This is a genomic window from bacterium (assembly GCA_030649025.1).
Lineage (GTDB): Bacteria > Patescibacteriota > Minisyncoccia > JAUYLV01 > JAUYLV01 > JAUSGO01.
In genome coordinates this window covers 38,742-57,710 of record JAUSGO010000004.1, presented here as the reverse complement: position 1 = coordinate 57,710, position 18,969 = coordinate 38,742, and the positions used below count along the sequence as shown (strand labels likewise).

Here is an 18,969-nt window from a genome sequence, read left to right as displayed (position 1 = left end):
TTTGACTTTTGATTTTCAAAACTGAAGTCCTCCTTCTCTTGCGCCCTCCGCAACCGCCCGAACCCTTCCATGATACGCATAACCGCCTCTATCAAATACCACTTTTTTAATCCCCTTTGCCAAAGCCTTTTCCGCCAGCACTTTGCCGGCCGCCCTCGCCTTTTCAACTTTTGCCGCCCCAGAGCCCTTGTTTATTTTTTTAGTTTTCTTCTCGTCGGTAATCCCAACAATCGTTCTTTGAGCCTCATCATCTATAAGTTGAAGGGCGAGATGTTTTGCGGAACGGAACACGGAGAGCCTTGGCCGATCCGCGGTCCCCTGTATTTTGCCGCGAATGCGCCCATGCCTGCGCGTACGCATGAGTATATTGTGTTTTGCACGATTCTTCCTCAAGGTGTTTAGCTTACTAGCCTATGAGCCTATTAGATCAACTAGGTTATTATTCCTAGGAAACTAGTGGGCTAATCGGCTAAAGGCTTTATTTAGCTGCCGCAGTGGCTTTTTTGCCGGCCTTTCTCCTAATAACTTCTCCCATATAATGTATGCCCTTGCCCTTATAGGGTTCTGGGGGTTTCTTTGCTCGAATGTTTGCGGCAACTTGCCCCACAAGCGCCTTATCTATCCCGGAGACGATAATGACATTTTTTTCTGTCTTAAAGGTAATGCCTTCCGGCGCAATAACCGTCACGGGATGAGAAAAGCCGAGCGCAAGCGCAAGCTCTTTATCGTTGACCAATTGCACGCGATATCCGACCCCCTCCAGCTCTAACCGCTTTTCATATCCATTCGCAACACCATGAACAATATTGGCTAAAAGTGCCCGTTCCAAGCCCCAGAGCGCCGCAGTGCGTTTTGTCTGGAAGCTGGGCGTAACATACAACATGTGATCCCGAAACTCGGCGTGAATTTCGTCATGCAAAAGGCGTTTGAGCGTTCCCTTGGAGCCCATAACTTTAACAACGTTGCCCAGAATTTCAACGTTAATGTCGGCGGGGATCTTAATGGGTTGTTTTCCGATTCTTGACATGCCAATGTTGTCTAAAAATTATGAGCGAGACCCAATGTTGAGCGAATGATTTTTAGCTACAACAGTGAGCACCCCCTCACTCATCCTTACGAGAGCTTTTCGATATATAGGGCCGAGAGCCGAAGGCGGCTTCGCCTTTCCAGCTACATACATCGAGAATGTCTTGCCGGGATGAGTGAGGGGGTAAGGTTTTGTTCCTGCGTTTCGTTCGCGACAAAGGCGCTCCGAAACGCAGACAAAGCCCTTACCAGATTTCTAATAATACCTCTCCTCCTACTTTTAATTTTCTTGCCTCCGTGTCGGTAAGAAGTCCCTGTGGAGTTGAAATAAGCGCCATCCCATATCCTTGGCGTACTGGACGTAGCGTTTTCCATCCTTTATATACGCGTTTTCCGAGCTTGGAAATTCTGCGAACACCGGTTATGGCGGGAGTCTTGCCGGAATATTTGAGCGCAATCTCGAGGGTCTTTTTTGCCTTCTTCCCCGGCTTTGTCACGCCGTCAATCCATTTCTTGTGCGCCAAAACTTCCGCGATGGCGAACGATAATTTTGAAAACGGAATAACTGCTACGGGATTTCCTACTGCATTTGCATTTCGAATGCACGTCAGTAGATCTGCGATGGGGTCCATAAAAATAAATGTTAGAGTCTCCTTATGAACTGATGAAAACGGAATTGAAAGAAGAAAATAATTAGATTGTTCTCACCGGCTACCAGGAAGATTTCCGTATACCCGGAACCTCGCCTTTGCGCGCCAGCTCCCTGAAACAGATTCTGCACAAGTTAAAATCCCTCAAATATCCCCGCCGCCGTCCGCAACGGAAACATCTGCGCACGATTCGCGTAGAGAACTTCGGTTTCTTTTTTGCTCGTGCAATTTGGGATTTTTTTGCCATACCCTCAAATTAAAACTAACGAATGCGGGTGGTTATATTCCGAATATTTAGGATTTTGTATTTTTAATGCTTGTTATGGGAAATCCTAACAATTTGAGCAGCAAGACGCCATCCTCTTTTTTGTGGACCTTGGTGGTCAAAACCGCCTGGAAGCCAAAAATAGTCTTCACGTCATCCCCTGAAGTTTCCGGAAATACGATATGTTCCCGAATGCCGATGGAAAGATTGCCGTCCTTGTCAAAAGAGGTATCCGGAATTCCTCGAAAATCTCGGGTTCTGGGAAGCGCAATTCCGATAAGGCGCTCCAGAAAATCCCACATGCGTCGTCCGCGGAGCGTGGCCTTAAAACCAATTTCCATGCCCTGTCTCGTCTTGAATGAAGCTATGGCTTTTTTTGTTTTTGTGCGCATGGGTTTTTGCCCAATAATGCGGGTAAGATCTCGTTCAATGTCATCGAGGATTTTTGGATCTTTAAGAAATTTTCCTATTCCCGAATTCACTGTAACTTTTTCAATGGCGGGAAGCGCCAAAGCGTTTCTCAGACCGAGCTTTTCTTGCATCGCCGGCACAACTTGTTTTTTATATTTTTCGAATAATGACATCATGGACTTATGGTATAGAGCTTATAGAAAAAGATTTTTGCTTGTTTTCTTGTTCTTATAGGCCATCGGCCCCCTATCAAATCTCGCTGCCGCATTTTTTACAGATTCGGTGCTTTCTTCCCTCTGTTCCGCCGTATCCGATGCGGGTCTCTTTCCCGCACTTCGAGCAAATAATAATCACTTTTGAAACGTGTACCAGGGACGGTATGGTCGCTATCTGTCCCTTCTCTCCCTGTTTGCGCGGTCGGAGATGTTTTTTTATCATATTCAGTCCTTCGATCGCAACGCGTTCCTTGTGAGGATCGGTACGTAAAACCTTTCCCGTTCTCCCCCGGTCTTTTCCCGAAATCATTTTTATAGTGTCTCCTTTTTTGATTCGCATACGTGCATTACTACACCACCTCGGGTGCTAATGAAATTATTTTCATGAACCCCTTTTCGCGAAGCTCCCGGGCAACCGGACCAAATATTCTTCCGCCCTTTGGCTCCTTGCCATCCAGGATCACCATAGCATTGTCATCAAATCGAACATAAGAACCATCGGAGCGCCTGGTTGCGGCTTTCGTGCGCACAATAACACCCTTCACTACGTCTTTTTTCTTTACCGCCTTACGGGGCTCTGCCTCCTTTATGGAGGCCATAATAATGTCACCCAGGCCCGCATATCTTCGGCGCGTTCCTCCATAAACCTTAAAACACTTCACGAGCCGCGCTCCCGTGTTGTCTGCAACGTTTAACCATGTGCCGGCCTGGATCATTCAAACAACTTCCAGCTTTTAACTTTCAGCTTTTTAGGAATCCGCCCAAGAAGCTAAGAAGTTAAGAGGCTACAAGTCTTGTTATTCAGAGTTACTCGGATCGTCTTTGGGATTTGCTTCGAGGACTTCCGTTCTATTTTCTCCTATTTTCTTCACGGCACGCCACCTTTTGTCTCGCGACAAAGGGCGCACCTCTTCAATAAGCACGATATCTCCGGTGCGAAACTCCCCCTTTTCATCATGGGCTTTATATCTCTTCGATACACGATATCTGCGTTCATATTTCGGATGTTCCTTAATGCGGTCTACTCGCACCACTATCGTTTTTTGCATCTTATCCGAAACCACAACGCCGCGGAATATTTTGTGTTTTTTGGTGTGTTTGTCGCTCATGGGCTTACTTTAAATCCTAAATAGAGATCAATCATTTTTTTACGAAAAGCGTGCGTATCGGAAGTTTGTGTGCCGCAAGCCGCATGGCTTCCCTGGCCAGCGTCTCGCTAACACCATCAATTTCGAAAAGAATTCTTCCGGGAAGAACGGGAACAACGTAGTGGTCCACGCCGCCCTTGCCGCCTCCCATGGGCACCTCCGTCCCCTTTTTTGTAACCGGTTTATCCGGAAACACCCGAATCCATATCTTGCCCCCGCGCTGGACAAAACGCGTCATTGCCCGACGGGCCGCTTCTATTTGACGCGCGGTGATCCATTTCGATCCATTCGCTTTAAGCCCAAATACCCCAAACGCCAAGACGGTTCCCCGCGAAGAGATTCCTCGCGTGCGACCCTTTTGCCATTTTCGATGTTTTACTTTCTTCGGAGATAACATGTTATAGCTTATAGCTTATAGCTTATAGCTTCGAGTGAGGGTATGCGCATCCCTCAAAACTCTACAAGCTAAAACCTATCAGCTATAACCTATTTCTGAAATACCTGTCCTTTGTATATCCATACTTTCACGCCGATAACGCCATAGGTGGTGTGAGCCTCGCTCGTTGCAAAATCAATTCTTGCACGCAGAGTGTGCAGCGGTAATCGCCCCTTTGCAAGCCATTCGGCACGCGAGATCTCGGCTCCTCCGATGCGTCCGGCGAGCCTGATTTTGACCCCCTCCACCTCCTTTTTGTTTGCCATAATCTTTTCAATGGCTTGTTTCATGATCCGTCGATGCTGCATGCGCTTTTCAAGCTGCTCGGCGATGGTCTCTGCCATAATGCGCGCAGACGATTCGGCACTTCTAACCTCTTCGACCTGAACTTTTATTTTTCCTTTATCTTCTACTCCAACGATGTGGGCTAGCTGTTTTTGCAAATCTTCAATTCCGCCTCCGCCCCTTCCTATGACAATGCCGGGGCGCGCTGTTTTAATGATGATCGTGGCCAAGTTCGGAGTGCGCTCAATTTCAATTACGTCTACCGCTGCCCCGCGAAACTTTTTTTCCAAATAGCGACGAATCTTCACGTCTTGTTCCAAAGACGCCCTAAAGCTTTTGCGGTTTCGGTTGAGCCACCGCGATCGCCACGGTTCGATGTATCCCAAACGGAATGATATTGGATGAATTTTATGTCCCATATAAGAGTGGCTTCAGCCCGATTTACTTGTCACACACTTTTTCTTCTAAAAAATTTTCTGCCCATGTCGGCGACTTTTTTTTGAATCCCGCCCCGCGGTTCTTTCCGTAGTTCCTTTGGGGAGAAGCCTGTTTCCGGTTTCTTTTTCTCTTGACTAAGATCTTCAAGAGTTGTCGCTTCTTTTGATTTTTTTGCTTCAGGCAGAACAAAACGTTTCTTCCTTAGCGCCTCGCTACGTTCTCCAAGCACAAGCGTTATGTGGCTTGTCCGCTTATGGATGTCCGCAGCTCTCCCGAATGCCCGTGCGCGAAAACGTTTTAGCGTCGGCCCGCCATCTACCGTAAGCGTCTGGATGAAAAGTGCGGATCGAGTTTTTTGAAAATTGTGCTCAGCGTTGGCAATGGCGGATCGTAACAGTTTTTTTATTGCCAGGGCGGCGTGCTTCCGCATATGTTCCAGTTGAGCCTCTGCATCGTCCACATCCTTGCCGCGCACGAGATCCGCAACCAGCCGAACCTTGCGCGGACTCATTCTAAAATGATTAAGTTTTGCAACAATCGCTGACATACCTTATGACTTAGAGCTTATAGCTTTTTGAGCTTAACTCGTTCTTTCTTCATCCCTACAAGTTAGCAGCTATAACCTATAAGCTGATCTTTATTTCTTCTCTGTGGCCGCTGTTTTTGCTGCCTTTTCGGATTCCTGCTCGGCTTCCTTGGCTTTCAGTTCTTGTTCTTTTTGCATGCGTCCGCCGTGACGAACAAACTTGCGCGTTGAAGAAAATTCGCCAAGTCGATGACCTACCATCTCCTCGGTAATGAATATCGGAATATGAATCTTGCCGTTATGTACGCCGATGGTAAAGCCGACCATCTCGGGGGAGATTGTGGAGGCGCGCGACCACGTCTTTATCACTACCTTGTCGCCAATACGAACCCTGCCTAGTTTTTTAAGCAATTTTGGTTCAATATACGGGCCCTTTTTAAGACTTCGTGACACCGTTAACGAGTTAACGAGTTAACGAGTTAACGAGTTTTTACGGAACCCGTTAACGCGCAAATGCGTTAACTGAATAATTTATTTCCTTCTTCTCGACACAATATACTTTGAACTTTGTTTTTTTCTGTCTCTTGTTCTCACGCCAAGCGCCGGTTTCCCCCAGGGGGTCTTCGGACCGGGAAGCCCGATGGGCTGCCTGCCCTCGCCTCCGCCATGCGGATGATCAACCGGATTCATCGCGCTCCCTCGCACCTGGGGACGGATTCCTTTCCATCGTGCACGCCCGGCCTTGCCAAGATTTTCCAAATTATGTTCGGAGTTAGAAAGCTGTCCTATGGTCGCAAGGCACTCGGAAAAAAATTTTCGTACTTCGATTGAGGGAAGCTTAAGATTCGTGAATCGTCCTTCTTGTGCAAGCACTTCCGCATATGAGCCGGCCGAACGCACTGCCGCCCCGCCACGCCCAGGAAACAGCTCCACGTTATGCACAAAGGTCCCTACGGGTAGAAACTTCAACGGCATGCGGTTGCCCGGTTCTGCCGGCAAGCGATTCTTAGAGGCGAGTACGACGTTTCCCACTCCGACATCTTTTGGCGCAAGAATATACCGCTTCTCTCCGTCTTTATATGAAAGCAATGCGATAAAGGCCGAGCGATTCGGATCGTATTCTATTGAAGAAATTGTGGCCGGCACGTCAAATTTATCGCCTTTGAAATCGATAATCCGGTACCTACGCTTGTGCCCCCCGCCTCTATGGCGGACCGTAATGCGGCCAAGAGCTCCATGCCCGCTTTTTTTTGCGTAGGGCGCGAGCAAAGATTTTTCGGGCTTTGTCCGCGGCGTCAGAGCGCTGTAGTCTACTGTGGTTTTTTGCCGTTGTCCTGGCGTTATTGGTTTGAAATACTTCACAGCTTTTTAGCTTTTTAGCTTTTTAGCTTTTTAGGACTTTTTTTTGAATTCCCTAAGAAGCTAATAAGCTAATCAGCTTGAAATCTCTATTGTTTGTCCTTCTTTTATTTTCACCAGTGCCTTTTTATATCCCTTCTTCCATCCCTCAAGTTTCCCACGCGTCCGTTTTTTGCGATGCACGGTAATGGTGCGCACGCTTACGGCATTGACGCCGTACATTTTTTCCACTGCCAGGCGCACTTCATGTTTTGAAGCCTTAGGATCTACGTCGAACGTATAGATGCGCTCGATGCCAAGCTCCGCAGTTTTTTCCGTGACACGCGGCTTTCTTAAAACGGCCGTGGCTTGCCCCTTCTTTTCTTGGACGGACTCTCCTATCCGATCCGCTTCGTTCATATGGCCCGGGGTCGCGGAAGCGGAGGAAGGAGCTTCTTCTTTCCCGGTTTCCTTGCGAACAATTTTCTTTTTTAAAGTTTGTACGATGGACATGGGATTATTTCAAAAAAGTTTTTTCAATAACTTCGATTGCTGACTTCGGTATAAAGAGAAACTTCTTTTGTAACAAATCGAGCGCATTGAGCTGAGAGGCTTGGTATACGGAAAGTTTTTCAATATTGCGCGCGGCCCGTTCAAGCACGGCATCACCCGAACTTACAAATGCAAGCGACCTGCCCAATGTTTCTTTAAAATTTTTTATGATTTTAGAAAACGCCTTTGTCTTGGACTCGTTGAGCTGTATCCGATCAATAAAAACGCATTCCCCGTCCTTTACTTTTGCCGAAAGTACAATAAAAAGAGCCTTTCGTCTCATTTTTTTATTGATGTGCTTTTTAAAAACTGTCTCGTTCCGCGGCCCGAAAGTTGTTCCGCCTCCCTTCCACAGCGGCGAACGAATTGAGCCATGACGCGCCCTTCCCGTGCCCTTCTGCTTCCACGGTTTTTTGCCTCCGCCGCGCACCTCGCTGCGTACCTTGGTGTGGGCAAGGGGTTTTCGTCTATTAGCCCGCTCCACCTCGACAACCTGCTTTACCAGTGCGGAGTTTTGCGGAACATTAAATATCGCATCGGGCAATTCGGTTGTCCCGGCTTCTTTTCCGTCTTGGTTGTAGAGTTTTGCCTGCATTGCTGAATCACTCAATTGCGAATTGCGTATTGCGAATTAATTCGTAATGCGTAATCCGTAATTAAGCATAATTCATCTTCCCATGATCTTCACCAGCGTCCCCCTGCTTCCCGGTATCGCTCCCTTTATAGCCATAAGACCCTGTTCCTCATTGATCCGCACCACTTTTAGATTTTTTACCGTCACGGTTTCAAAGCCCATGTGACCCGCCATGCGCTTTCCTTTGTGCACATGTTGCGGAAAACGGCATCCGATGGATCCCGGAGCGCGGTGATTGTGTGGATGGCCGTGCGACGCCGGTCCTCCGCGAAAATGATGCCGCTTCACCACGCCCGCAAACCCCTTCCCCTTGCTCGTCGAGGTAACATCCACTACGTCTCCCTCGGTAAATACCGAAATACCTATAATGTCGCCACGCTTCAGATCTCCTGCCCTTGTTCTGAATTCCTTCACCCATTTAAATTTTCCGAGTTCTTTAAATTGCCCGGCCATCGGTTTTGTGAGTTTTTTTCTGGATCCCGCGCCAACTTGCACCGCATCATAGCCGCGTGCATCGTTTGAACGGACCCGTATGACCGTATTCGGCGCAACAGAAACAACGGTGACGGGCATAACGATGCCAGCGTCCGTATAGATCTGCGACATGCCAAGTTTCTGAGCAAGTAAACATTTCATAAGCAATAAAAAAAACCGGACATCGCCCGGTAAACAATTCCCGCAAGACGAGTCTTTAGAACATTAAATAGGTTGTGAACCGGACTTCCTCATTAGAGTTTGTCCACCGAACATTGCCCGCTAAAAACTATTCGTTATTTTTCGTATATTCTCCGTCGCTGCTGCGCATTCAAATCCCCCTTAAGTCATTTTTATCTCGATATCAACGCCGGCTGGCAAATTCAGATTGGTGAGCGCGTCAATGACCTTGGGATTCGGATTCAAGATGTCAATCAGGCGCTTGTGGGCCCGCATTTCGTACTGTTCCCTTGCGTCTTTGTATTTGAAAGTTGCCCGGTTTACCGTGTATTTACGGATTTCGGTAGGCAGAGGAACCGGTCCGGAAACTTCCGCGCCCACGCGCTCTGCGGTCTCCATGATCTGCTTTGCGCATTGGTCGATGATCTTGTTGTCATAGGCCCGAATACGTATGCGTAGGCGAGACTTTTGCTCTTCCTCGGCTTTCATCGTATCGTCATTCTTTATTTTTGTTTGAGCGGTGCCCATGTTGCAAAGAACTACAAAACCAACTTAACTGCCTTGTTTTTCTTAATCGTGTACTCAAAAAATATCGTTTTTTATTTGTTAATCTTCGTCACGACACCCGCGCCCACCGTTTTTCCGCCTTCTCGAATAGCAAACCGTTGTTTTTCTTCAAGTGCGACCGGGTACATAAGCGCCACCTTGATGTTAACGGTGTCTCCCGGCATGACCATCTCCGTCCCTTCCGGCAAAAATACCTCTCCCGTAACGTCGGTGGTGCGAATGTAAAACTGCGGTTTGTAGCCCTTAAAGAACGGGGTGTGACGGCCTCCCTCTTCTTTCGAAAGCACGTATACTTCTGCGTCAAACTCGGTATGCGGCGTGACCGAACCCGGCTTTGCCAAAACCTGCCCGCGCTCTATTTCTTCTTTTTTCGTGCCGCGCAATAAAATGCCCGCATTATCACCGGCCATGCCTTCATCAAGGGATTTGTTGAACATTTCAATGCCCGTAACCACGGTTTTTGAGGTCGGACGGAGCCCGATGATCTCAATTTCATCATTCAACTTGACCTTCCCGCGCTCAATCCTGCCAGTTACAACGGTGCCCCGGCCCTCAATAGAGAAGATGTCCTCAACGGGCATCAAAAACGGCTTTTCGATATCGCGCACCGGATCCGGCACAAAGGCGTCCAGAGCCGCGATAAGATCCAAGATTGGTTTTGCCGCCGGATCGTCAACGGACTTTGCTTCAAGGGCCTTGAGCGCGGAACCACGAATAATCGGGGTTTTGTCGCCAGGAAATTGATACTTTGTAAGAAGTTCACGAACTTCCGCCTCCACAAGATCAATGAGCTCGGGGTCCTCGACCATGTCCACTTTATTAAGAAATACCACCAGTGACGGCACGCCGACCTGACGCGCAAGCAGAATGTGTTCTCGTGTTTGCGGCATAGGACCGTCGGTTGCCGCAACGACCAACGTTGCGCCGTCCATTTGAGCGGCCCCGGTTATCATGTTTTTGATATAATCTGCGTGTCCCGGTGCGTCAATGTGAGCGTAGTGGCGTTTTTCGGATTCATATTCGGAGTGATGCAGTGCAATGGTAATACCGCGGGCGCGCTCTTCGGGAGCATTGTCGATGTCATTCACTCCCTCAACTTTTTTCACAAATCCCTTCATGTTGAGAACGTGAAGAATCGCGGCGGTAAGAGTGGTTTTCCCATGGTCAACATGGCCAATGGTGCCAACGTTAACATGGGGCTTTGAACGATCGAATTTTTCAGCCATAACGATTTCAGTAAATAGCAAATAGCAGATAGCAAATAGCGGGATGATCTTGTTATTTGCTTTTTGTTATTTGTTTACTGTTTTTGCCTAAAATATGCCAATATTTATAAATACCTCACAATTACTATCTAATTATATACATAAAAGAAGCGGTGTCAATAAGCCTCCGGTCTTATGGATTCTGTATATTAAAATAGGGGAGACGAGATCTCCCCCAATGAGCTTAATTAAAAAGAAATGGAAAATCTGGCATCGGCAATCCGTAATCCCACTTCCGCAAGTATGGGGTCGAGCCTCCCTTGCATGAAATTCTGGAACGCCAACTCTTCCGCTTCTACATGGGGTTTCCTGAAGCGCTGGTACTCTTCTTTCGTGAAATCGCTGTTGAGCTCGAAGAGGCATTGTTCGATATGCCTTTCCATGAGTGCTTCGGGAAAATCCACTCCGAAGCGAGCCTCCAGAAGTCGAGCTGTCTTTTCAGAGAGATCTTTCGGAACCACCTTGACATTGTACCGGAACTGCGTGATGCGGGGGTTCTCGGTCACATACTTAAATCCGGAGCTAAGAAATGCGCCGGTGACTATCGGAACTACGCGTCGCCTATGGGACAATCCGAGCCAGACGGGGCCATTTTCAAAACCCAGGAATATCCCCTTTTCGTCGTAGACTGCAAGCATTTTGTGGTAGCCAGGATCGTCCTTGTAGCAGACCGCGATAAAGAGCAACGTGCCGGTGCCGATCATCGTAACGGCGAGATATGTGCTCTTCCAGGTTTCTGCGGTGGCAATGCCGCCAAAAATTAAGGCCGCTATGCCGAAAAAACTGAAGTGCCAATAAAGTTTCTTCATAGGACCCCCCCTTCTTTTTCAAAAATCTTCCCAGACACAGCCACAAAAACTGGCAACTATGCTGGAATTGTACAGTGTATCATGAAAACAAAAAAACTGTCCACCTCACCCTTCACTCTTTCAGCATCTCCAAAAATACGTTTGAGGGGATGTTCACACGACCAATGGCCTTCATTTTTTTCTTGCCCTTCTTCTGTTTCTCTAAGAGCTTGCGCTTGCGCGTATAGTCTCCTCCGTAGAGATACCCCGTCACATCTTTACGCATGGCCGAAATCGTCTCGCGCGCAATGACCTTTCCGCCTATCGCCGCCTGCAATGACACGGCAAAAAGCTGCTGGGGAATGAGTTCCTTTAGGCGCTCTACGATGCGTCTTCCCCGATTTTCAGCAGATTGTCTTGGCGCAATATGCGAGAAAGCCTCCACGCTCTCTCCCGCAACCAGAATGTCGAGCTTTATCAAATCTCCCTGGCGGTATCCGGAGAGGTTATAATTCATGGAAGCATATCCGCTCGAAACCGATTTAAGGCGATCGTAAAAATTCGTGATGATCTCGGCGAGCGGAGCCTCGTAGTGCAATACGAGATGGTCTTTACTCAAATACTCCGTTTCTTTGTAGATTGCGCGGAATGCTTTTACAAGCTCCATGATGTTGCCCATGAATGAGAGGGGAGTGACAATATCGAGCTCAACCCACGGCTCATGGATTTCTTTGACAAGCGCGGGGTCCGGCAAAAACCCTGCGGCGGCGATGTCCAGGACTTTTTCGTCATTGCACGTTACTTTATAAAGCACCGACGGCGTGGTGACCACCAGATCAATATCAAATTCTCTCCGCAGGCGCTCCTTGGCTATTTCCAGGTGCAGCATTCCCAAAAACCCGCAACGGAATCCTCTGCCCAGCGCCTCCGATGTTTCCGGCTCGAAAGTAATGGCTGCGTCGTTCAGCTTAAGCTTGGAAAGCGCATCCCTAAGCATGTCAAAGTCGTCTCCTTCCGTGGGATAAAAACTTGCGAATACCATGGGCCGAGGTTCGGCATAGCCCGGCAATGGCTCAATATGTGTTTGAAAATTTTCCCCCGGTCCCCGATTCGAAGAGGAAATCGAAAGTTGGGCATTGTTTGTGATGGTATCTCCGACGCGGCATTTGCTTACATCTTTCAAGCCGGTAGCAATATAGCCTATCTCTCCCTCTTCAATCGCCTCTGTCACAAGCATATGGGGCTTGAAATATCCCACTTCCAATACTTCGCACAAAGCACCCGTCGCAAAAAAGGAAATAGCATCTCCTCTTCTCACCCGGCCATTCACCACACGAACATACGCAAGTGCGCCCTTATATGTATCGTAAGATGAATCGAACACAAGAGCGCGTATACGCGCGACTTTTTGCGTTTCGGTTTTTGGCGAAGGAACTTCCTTGATCACGCGCGAAAGGAGTTCTTTGACGCCTATGCCGTCCTTTGCGGAAATATGGGATATAGCGGACGCTTCAATACCAAGCAGCGCCGTGAGCTCCTCGCTTACTTTTTCAGGATCGGCATTGGGAAGGTCTATTTTGTTTATAGCAGGAACAACGACAAGCCCTTCTTTTTGCGCAAGCCTCAGATTCGCGAGAGTCTGGGCCTGAATGCCTTTCGTTGCATCCACAAGTAGAACGGCTCCCTCCACCGCCGCAAGCGAACGGGATACTTCGTAGGTGAAATCCACATGCCCGGGCGTATCTATAAGATCGAGCGTGTACGGATCCCCGTCCAAGACGTATTGCATCCGTACCGGCTGCATCTTAATAGTGATGCCTCGTTCCTGCTCAATATCCATGGTGTCCAGATACTGCGCATGCATCTTCCGCGTCTCCACCGTTCCGGTCAATTCCAAAAACCGATCGGCAAGGGTCGACTTGCCGTGATCTATGTGCGCAATAATGACAAAATTTCTTATGAATCGCTTGTCCATAGCACGACCCCAGTGTAGCAGGGAGAAGTTGTTTTGGAAATTGCCTTAAAAAATACCCGAGCACCAATTTTGCGTGGCAGAACATTGGCGAAGCGCTTCGCGCATGATGGGATGCGCCTATTCGGCGCCCGCGTTTCGCGGGTGTTAAAAAATGCAAATCTTTATTCGCGGTATAGCAAGAAATGAAAGGCAAAATTGGAACTGGGTTATTGTTTCGTTGCTGCCATTCGGCAGACGAAACAATAAAAAATCCCCTCCTAAAGAAGGGTGATTTCCGGCGTGTCTATAATTTCCCAAGAAAAACCGTCCGGATGCCCAGGCGCCGTGCCTGGTTATATTCCCACTGCGCCCCGTATGAGGTCTCCCATCCGAAAACGAAATAAAATGTTTTGATCTTTCCCAGCTCAAACAGAGGCCGATAAAATCCATTGAGAAGGTCTTTTTCCGAGCCCCTCACCAGCTTTTCTATACGCCAAAGCGCTTTTTCAAACGCCATCTGATCAAAAACGTTTTTGCCTTCTTTGCGAAGAAGTGTAATGCGCCGCTTCAATACAACGATATTTTTCTTTACGGATCCGGCGCCGCCCGTGGTGATGGGTCCGCATACGAAACAAACGTCTTCCCCGATTCTCCCAAGAACGCGTTTTGCAACCGTACAGAGCTCCGGATAAGATCTTGCGAGTTTTACGGCCTTCTCGTCTTCCTTCTTCCAGTATTTATGGGGCAAGGCGCACCTCCGTGGTGAAATGAAAAGAACTTCGCTTTAATTAAGCACGTCGCGCGGAAAAAATCAACAGCCCAGCACGACAGTTTGCAATTTTATTGTGAGGCGAAGCGCTGCGGGCGCAACGGGATGCGCCTATTCGGCGCACGCGCTTCGCGCACAAAGGCAGTTCTCTGTCTTTGCAGAAGTATGTTCCAATACATCTGGCAAACTGCGTGCGGGGTTTCGTTTCGTAGCCCCGCCCTGGCGTGGACAAAACATCAAAAAGCCCGCGGCGTTACCGAGGGCTATGTTGTGCTTTCCACCCGCATTAATGTGTTTGCGTCGTATATGCCGGGCGAAGAGCGCTTGTCGCAAGACGCACGACGATTTGGTACAAAAGTTGTGCAACGTTCCGGACCTTTCCGGCATCTATTTTTTCCGGAGTATCCGTCGGCCTGTGGTAGTCCTTGTGGAGGAGCGAAGTAAGGGTCAAAACGGGAAGGCGGTTTTTCGGAGAACTGGCGTCAAAGAACGAGTAGCTGTCGGTTCTGTTGAAGTATCCGACGCCGCCGTCCTCGTACCCGATGGCAAAAGGCAAAACAAGCTTCGCGTTCTCTTCCTGAAGAAGTTTTTCGAGTATCGGATTTGCGCGAGGAAAATCTATCGGACGTTCTGCTCCGATGGCTGTAAGTTGTCGCGGGTTGTTGCGGCCCACCATGTCGAGATTAAAGACCGTGACAATCTCTTTGAGTGGCACGATGTTGCTTGCGACAAAATACTCCGAACCGACAAGGCCCATTTCCTCGGCTCCCCAAAATCCGACGATGACGCTTCTGCGAAGCTTTTTCCCGGAGCCGACACATGCACCCAGCTGTCTTGCAATTGCAAGGACTCCTGAGGTGCCGGATGCATTGTCGTCGGCACCAAGATATGTTGTTCCCATTTCTTCACCGAGGTGGTCGTAGTGGGCGCCGATAATAACATATTCTCCAGAAACTTTTCCCGGGAGATAGCCGATAACATTTCGTGATATTTCTCCGCCGGCCTTCGCTCCGGTATACGCTCTAAACGTTTGAAAATATCCTTCGGTGTTATTCGGCAACGGCATAAATCCGGCATTGCGCAATTCCCGGGCAAGAAAGAGTCCTGCAACATAAAACCCCCGCTGACCAGTTCCGCGGCCAGCAAGCGCCGGATGAGCAAGAATGTCCACGGTGGAACGGATGTCTGCTTCGGACAAGATGGCATCGCAACTATCATAGGCAAGGCTGGCTTGCGGAACACATAACAGCAAAAACAGGAAAACCCTGACGCGACCCCTCATAAAGCCCTCCTTCTATTAAATTATTCTTAAAGAACTCTTCTCGTTTGAGAATATTTATTTTATATGAATCGGGGTGTCCGTGTCAAATGAATCCATCGCTCTATTGCAAAAATCTCTGTGTGCTCTATACTATCTTGTTGTTTGAGAACAGGAAAATTCTAGAAAAACTACTTGAAGGGAGAGATGATGGCCAGAACTACTGGATTGCGCTTTGGGGCTTATTGGAACACCGCCAGAATGATGCCCGGAACTGCCGAGGGATTGCTTCGGAATAACGGCATCAGAGTTGTCGAACATGGTATGCAACCCGACCGGTCGCGTGGAGAAAGAGGGCGGCGCATCGTTGTCCAGACCACCAAGAAAAAGGTTGAGGCTTTTCTTCAAAAATATCCGGGATTGTTGGGCTTCAGAAGAACAAAAAAGTCCTCGTAGCCTTTAGGCAACAAGGAAAAAATGAGCGGCACTTATGCGGTGCCGTTTTTTTTGCTATTCAAACGCTTATGGCAAAAAGAAAATCACTCGTACCGCAGCGCTTCTACCGGATCAAGTTTTGCGGCACTTCTGGCGGGCAGCACTCCGAAGCTTATACCGATGGTTGCCGAAACTCCAACGCCGATACCGATGGCATAAAGGGGCACGGTAAAAGCCCAGGTAAGATTATTGGCGGATGCAATAACGGAAACAAGCCACGCAAGAAACGCACCCAGAAATATGCCGATAATGCCGCCCAGCACCGTCACCAGAACCGATTCAATAAGAAATTCGTTCAAGATGTCGCCGTTCTTTGCTCCAATGGCTTTTTTGAGGCCGATCTCCGCCGTGCGCTCCGTTACCACCACGTACATAATATTCATAATACCGACCCCGCCGACGACAAGGGAAATGGCCGCAATGGCAATGAGCAGGATGGTGATGCCGTTGAAAACAGTACCGAGCGTTGCCAGAACGTCCTCCTGCGTTGCCACCGTAAAGTCGTCCTTTGCGGTGTCCGTAATATCGTGGTTATGGCGCAATACCAGTCGGATGTCCTCCGCCGTAGCGTCTGACAGGTCCGTATCCTGCATTGCCACCACCGCCCGCGCAATATGGTCAATGCCAAGCATCTTCTTTTGCGCGGTTATGAGAGGAATGAATATGGCATCATCATTGCCCGGACCAACTCCGCCCCTCGAATTATACACGCCGATCACCTGGAAATTAAGAGAACCCAGGCGCAAATATTTCCCCAGAGGCAGATCTTGCCCAAAAAGTTCTCTCGCCATGGAGGAACCGAGCACCGCTACCTGCGCCGCTCCCACGTCCTCTCCATCGGTATAAAAACGGCCTTCGCCGAGAGTCCCTTTATCGATGTTGAACCTGGAAGCGCCCGCGCCGATATACATGGCGCTTTTTTTATTATTGCGGTAACTTGCCGTTCCCTGCCCCACAACAATACCGTATGCGTCTGCCACATTTGGCAGACGCTTTATGTCGTCAAGGTCGCGCAACTTGAACGAAGTGACGGCCACCGTTTCATTAAAATTCCCGCTGCCCGGACCAAGCCCCGAAGCCGAGGCCCGATTCTTGGTAGTAGGCGGAACTTTTGTTGCGATGACCAGGGTGTTGGTGCCAAGCGAAGCAATCTCGTTATTCACCAATCCTCGAAAACCAGCCCCGGCCGAGAGCACTAAAATGACGGTAGCAATACCAATAACGATGCCAAGCGTTGTGAGTACCGTGCGTACGGAATTTGACCTCAGGGCCTTTATAGATTGTTTCAGCGCTTTCAACATATACCATTATTCATATCTCAACGCATCTATCGGATTGAGCCGAGATGCCTTGAGGGCCGGGTACAGGCCGAACACGACACCGGTGAGAATGGAAACGCCCACTGCCAGCACCACCGACGACGGCGAGATGACAAAAGCCCAGTCGTAGTCTAAAGAGCGCATGATGATAGCCGCAAGATACGAGACAACAACCCCTCCCACGATCCCGAACATTCCGCCAAGAAGCGTCAAGGTACCGGCCTCAAATAAAAACTGGTTTCGGATAGCGGCGTTCGTAGCGCCCACGGCCTTGCGGAGCCCAATTTCACGCGTGCGCTCGGCAACTGTCACAAGCATGATGTTTAAAATGCCGATTCCGGCAACAACCAAAGCGATCCCCGCCATGGAGACTAGGAAAAGTTTTAGCGCATTGGTAATGGTGCTTAAAATGTTGATGGCTTCCGCCTGGTTGCGAATGATAAAATCCAGATCTACATCTTCCTTGATACGATGTCTTTCTTTCAGCACTTGTGTTATATCCGCCGCCGTTGAAGAGACCGTATCGGCCGAATCTACTTTGATACCGATGCCCTGCAGATACCGGATGCCAAGCATCTGTTTTTGCCCGATGCCCAGGGGCATGAACACCATATCGTCCTGATCCTGGAAAAAGGAGCTTCCCCGAGAATTGATAACGCCCGAAACGCGCAAGGGTATGCCGCCCGGTTCTTTTTGCGAAGCGGTTTTTGCCTTCACTGTCTGCCCCACCGGGTCTATTCCGGTGCCGCCAAAAAGCTCTTCTGCCACGGTGCTGCCCAATACAATAACGTTGGCATCGCCCCGATCTTCCTGCTCGCTGAAAAATCTCCCTTCGCGCATAGTAAAGTTGACGCCTACAGGATAGTTGAAATCCGTTGCGGTAAAATTGGTATCTACGTTTGCGGTGCCCCAGGTGATTGTGGCCGTACCCTGTACCGATGGGTTGACTGCCACGGCATGTGGCACGCGTCCCTTATCGCGCAGAGCATCGGCATCTTCGTTGGTCAGGGTGGTTATGACCACGCCGAACACGGTGGAAGGAGGACCGTTCTCGCTTCCGGTCCAGGGCTGAACATAGAGAAGATTGGTCCCGAGTTTCGTCACCTGTCCCAGCACCAGGCTTTGCGCCCCGGCTCCCAGCGCGATGATGGTTATGACCCCGCCGACACCGATGATGATGCCCAGGATCGTAAGAAAAGAACGCCCCTTGCGGGCGAGCAGTGTGCGGACAACCAGTTTTATGGTGGAGAGAAAGCTCATTTTATTTCGTTAATTCGCTTTCCGCCGTAGCCATGGTCCGAATTTTGACCGGTTCGTCCGAAATTATCGCGCCATCCCTGATGCGAATGACGCGTTTTGCGTGGTTTGCCGTGTCGGTTTCGTGAGTGACAAGGATAATGGTGCGCCCCTGTGCATTCAACTCCTGTAAAATGCGCATGATGGAATGTCCCGATTTTGAATCCAGGTTTCCCGTCGGCTCATCGGCGAATATAACCGCCGGATCGCACACCAAAGCCCGGGCAATGGCCACGCGCTGTTTTTCGCCGCCGGAGATCTGATTGGTGAAATAATCGAGCCGATGCGAAAGGCCGACTGCCTCAAGCGCTTCCTTGGCAAGCCGGTCCTGTTCTTTCTTCTTACTATAGATAAGAGGCAGCTTCACATTGTCCAGCACCGTGGTCCGGCTAAGTAAATTGAATGACTGGAATACAAATCCAACGCGCTCATTCCGAAGCTCGGCCAGATACTCATCGGAAAAATCTTTTGTATCCTTGCCTTCGAACTCAAAAAACCCCGAGGTCGGCCGGTCCAGAAAACTTAAAATATGCATGAGCGTAGACTTTCCGGAGCCGCTCGGCCCCATAATGGCAACGAACTCGCCGGGCTCCACGATAAAATCAATCCCGCGCAGCACTTGCGTTACCACATCTTCATTCGTGTAATCCTTCATCAATTTTTCTACCCGGATCAAATGC

General features: G+C 49.2%; 25 protein-coding genes and 1 pseudogene. 1 reads left to right on the top strand and 25 read right to left on the bottom strand.

Annotated features, from left to right (window positions below; genetic code table 11):
• Nucleotides 1-15: 15 nt before the first annotated feature.
• From rplR to Q7S09_00835, 22 genes and pseudogenes are all read right to left on the bottom strand, one after another.
• The gene (gene rplR / locus Q7S09_00940; GenBank protein ID MDO8557742.1) at nucleotides 16-360 is read right to left on the bottom strand and encodes a 50S ribosomal protein L18; all 345 of its coding nucleotides are present in this window, start codon (nucleotides 358-360) and stop codon (nucleotides 16-18) included.
• 118 nt (nucleotides 361-478) lie between these two features.
• Nucleotides 479-1,027, bottom strand: coding sequence for a 50S ribosomal protein L6 (gene rplF, locus Q7S09_00935; protein MDO8557741.1), 549 nt, complete (start codon nucleotides 1,025-1,027; stop codon nucleotides 479-481).
• 244 nt (nucleotides 1,028-1,271) lie between these two features.
• Nucleotides 1,272-1,658 carry a 30S ribosomal protein S8 gene (gene rpsH, locus Q7S09_00930; protein ID MDO8557740.1) on the bottom strand — a complete coding sequence of 129 codons (387 nt, stop codon included), beginning with the start codon at nucleotides 1,656-1,658 and terminating at the stop codon, nucleotides 1,272-1,274.
• 79 nt (nucleotides 1,659-1,737) lie between these two features.
• Complete coding sequence (locus tag Q7S09_00925; protein ID MDO8557739.1) at nucleotides 1,738-1,923, bottom strand: type Z 30S ribosomal protein S14; 186 nt, start codon at nucleotides 1,921-1,923, stop codon at nucleotides 1,738-1,740.
• A gap of 47 nt (nucleotides 1,924-1,970) precedes the next feature.
• Nucleotides 1,971-2,528, bottom strand: a complete 558-nt coding sequence (gene rplE, locus Q7S09_00920) for a 50S ribosomal protein L5 (GenBank protein MDO8557738.1) — start codon at nucleotides 2,526-2,528, stop codon at nucleotides 1,971-1,973.
• 73 nt (nucleotides 2,529-2,601) lie between these two features.
• A complete protein-coding gene (gene rplX / locus Q7S09_00915) occupies nucleotides 2,602-2,907 on the bottom strand; it encodes a 50S ribosomal protein L24 (protein MDO8557737.1) in 306 nt (101 codons plus the stop codon).
• Between the two features lie 10 nt (nucleotides 2,908-2,917).
• A complete protein-coding gene (gene rplN, locus Q7S09_00910) occupies nucleotides 2,918-3,283 on the bottom strand; it encodes a 50S ribosomal protein L14 (GenBank protein MDO8557736.1) in 366 nt (121 codons plus the stop codon).
• A gap of 81 nt (nucleotides 3,284-3,364) precedes the next feature.
• Entirely contained in the window at nucleotides 3,365-3,676 is a 312-nt protein-coding gene (gene rpsQ / locus Q7S09_00905) for a 30S ribosomal protein S17 (protein ID MDO8557735.1), read from the bottom strand.
• Between the two features lie 31 nt (nucleotides 3,677-3,707).
• On the bottom strand, nucleotides 3,708-4,112 hold the full coding sequence (gene rplP, locus Q7S09_00900) for a 50S ribosomal protein L16 (protein ID MDO8557734.1): 405 nt from the start codon (nucleotides 4,110-4,112) through the stop codon (nucleotides 3,708-3,710).
• 89 nt (nucleotides 4,113-4,201) lie between these two features.
• Entirely contained in the window at nucleotides 4,202-4,855 is a 654-nt protein-coding gene (gene rpsC / locus Q7S09_00895; GenBank protein MDO8557733.1) for a 30S ribosomal protein S3, read from the bottom strand.
• A gap of 227 nt (nucleotides 4,856-5,082) precedes the next feature.
• Nucleotides 5,083-5,421, bottom strand: a pseudogene (rplV, locus tag Q7S09_00890) (50S ribosomal protein L22).
• A 90-nt stretch (nucleotides 5,422-5,511) separates the two neighbouring features.
• The gene (rpsS, locus tag Q7S09_00885) at nucleotides 5,512-5,853 is read right to left on the bottom strand and encodes a 30S ribosomal protein S19 (protein ID MDO8557732.1); all 342 of its coding nucleotides are present in this window, start codon (nucleotides 5,851-5,853) and stop codon (nucleotides 5,512-5,514) included.
• A 78-nt stretch (nucleotides 5,854-5,931) separates the two neighbouring features.
• Nucleotides 5,932-6,762, bottom strand: coding sequence for a 50S ribosomal protein L2 (rplB, locus tag Q7S09_00880; GenBank protein ID MDO8557731.1), 831 nt, complete (start codon nucleotides 6,760-6,762; stop codon nucleotides 5,932-5,934).
• Between the two features lie 72 nt (nucleotides 6,763-6,834).
• Nucleotides 6,835-7,251 carry a 50S ribosomal protein L23 gene (rplW, locus tag Q7S09_00875; GenBank protein ID MDO8557730.1) on the bottom strand — a complete coding sequence of 139 codons (417 nt, stop codon included), beginning with the start codon at nucleotides 7,249-7,251 and terminating at the stop codon, nucleotides 6,835-6,837.
• 4 nt (nucleotides 7,252-7,255) lie between these two features.
• Nucleotides 7,256-7,885, bottom strand: a complete 630-nt coding sequence (rplD, locus tag Q7S09_00870; protein ID MDO8557729.1) for a 50S ribosomal protein L4 — start codon at nucleotides 7,883-7,885, stop codon at nucleotides 7,256-7,258.
• Nucleotides 7,886-7,957: 72 nt separating this feature from the next.
• Nucleotides 7,958-8,560 (bottom strand): 50S ribosomal protein L3, encoded by a 603-nt coding sequence (gene rplC, locus Q7S09_00865; protein ID MDO8557728.1) that lies wholly within the window; start codon nucleotides 8,558-8,560, stop codon nucleotides 7,958-7,960.
• Between the two features lie 180 nt (nucleotides 8,561-8,740).
• Nucleotides 8,741-9,067 carry a 30S ribosomal protein S10 gene (gene rpsJ, locus Q7S09_00860; protein MDO8557727.1) on the bottom strand — a complete coding sequence of 109 codons (327 nt, stop codon included), beginning with the start codon at nucleotides 9,065-9,067 and terminating at the stop codon, nucleotides 8,741-8,743.
• Between the two features lie 110 nt (nucleotides 9,068-9,177).
• Nucleotides 9,178-10,371: an elongation factor Tu gene (tuf, locus tag Q7S09_00855; protein MDO8557726.1), complete on the bottom strand. Its 1,194-nt coding sequence runs from the start codon at nucleotides 10,369-10,371 to the stop codon at nucleotides 9,178-9,180.
• Between the two features lie 227 nt (nucleotides 10,372-10,598).
• A complete protein-coding gene (locus tag Q7S09_00850) occupies nucleotides 10,599-11,219 on the bottom strand; it encodes a hypothetical protein (protein ID MDO8557725.1) in 621 nt (206 codons plus the stop codon).
• A gap of 112 nt (nucleotides 11,220-11,331) precedes the next feature.
• Nucleotides 11,332-13,173 (bottom strand): translation elongation factor 4, encoded by a 1,842-nt coding sequence (lepA, locus tag Q7S09_00845; protein ID MDO8557724.1) that lies wholly within the window; start codon nucleotides 13,171-13,173, stop codon nucleotides 11,332-11,334.
• Nucleotides 13,174-13,456: 283 nt separating this feature from the next.
• Nucleotides 13,457-13,900, bottom strand: a complete 444-nt coding sequence (locus Q7S09_00840) for a hypothetical protein (GenBank protein ID MDO8557723.1) — start codon at nucleotides 13,898-13,900, stop codon at nucleotides 13,457-13,459.
• A 307-nt stretch (nucleotides 13,901-14,207) separates the two neighbouring features.
• Nucleotides 14,208-15,203, bottom strand: a complete 996-nt coding sequence (locus Q7S09_00835) for a M28 family peptidase (protein MDO8557722.1) — start codon at nucleotides 15,201-15,203, stop codon at nucleotides 14,208-14,210.
• Nucleotides 15,204-15,322: 119 nt separating this feature from the next.
• Between Q7S09_00835 and Q7S09_00830 the strand changes: the two genes are divergently transcribed.
• The gene (locus Q7S09_00830; protein MDO8557721.1) at nucleotides 15,323-15,478 is read left to right on the top strand and encodes a hypothetical protein; all 156 of its coding nucleotides are present in this window, start codon (nucleotides 15,323-15,325) and stop codon (nucleotides 15,476-15,478) included.
• 240 nt (nucleotides 15,479-15,718) lie between these two features.
• Here the strand turns inward: Q7S09_00830 and Q7S09_00825 are convergent, their stop codons facing one another.
• From Q7S09_00825 to Q7S09_00815, 3 genes are read right to left on the bottom strand one after another with little or no spacing between them, the layout of a single operon-like run.
• Nucleotides 15,719-16,975 carry an ABC transporter permease gene (locus Q7S09_00825; GenBank protein MDO8557720.1) on the bottom strand — a complete coding sequence of 419 codons (1,257 nt, stop codon included), beginning with the start codon at nucleotides 16,973-16,975 and terminating at the stop codon, nucleotides 15,719-15,721.
• A 6-nt stretch (nucleotides 16,976-16,981) separates the two neighbouring features.
• On the bottom strand, nucleotides 16,982-18,253 hold the full coding sequence (locus tag Q7S09_00820; GenBank protein MDO8557719.1) for an ABC transporter permease: 1,272 nt from the start codon (nucleotides 18,251-18,253) through the stop codon (nucleotides 16,982-16,984).
• A gap of 1 nt (nucleotide 18,254) precedes the next feature.
• Nucleotides 18,255-18,944: an ABC transporter ATP-binding protein gene (locus Q7S09_00815; GenBank protein MDO8557718.1), complete on the bottom strand. Its 690-nt coding sequence runs from the start codon at nucleotides 18,942-18,944 to the stop codon at nucleotides 18,255-18,257.
• Between the last annotated feature and the right edge of the window lie 25 nt (nucleotides 18,945-18,969).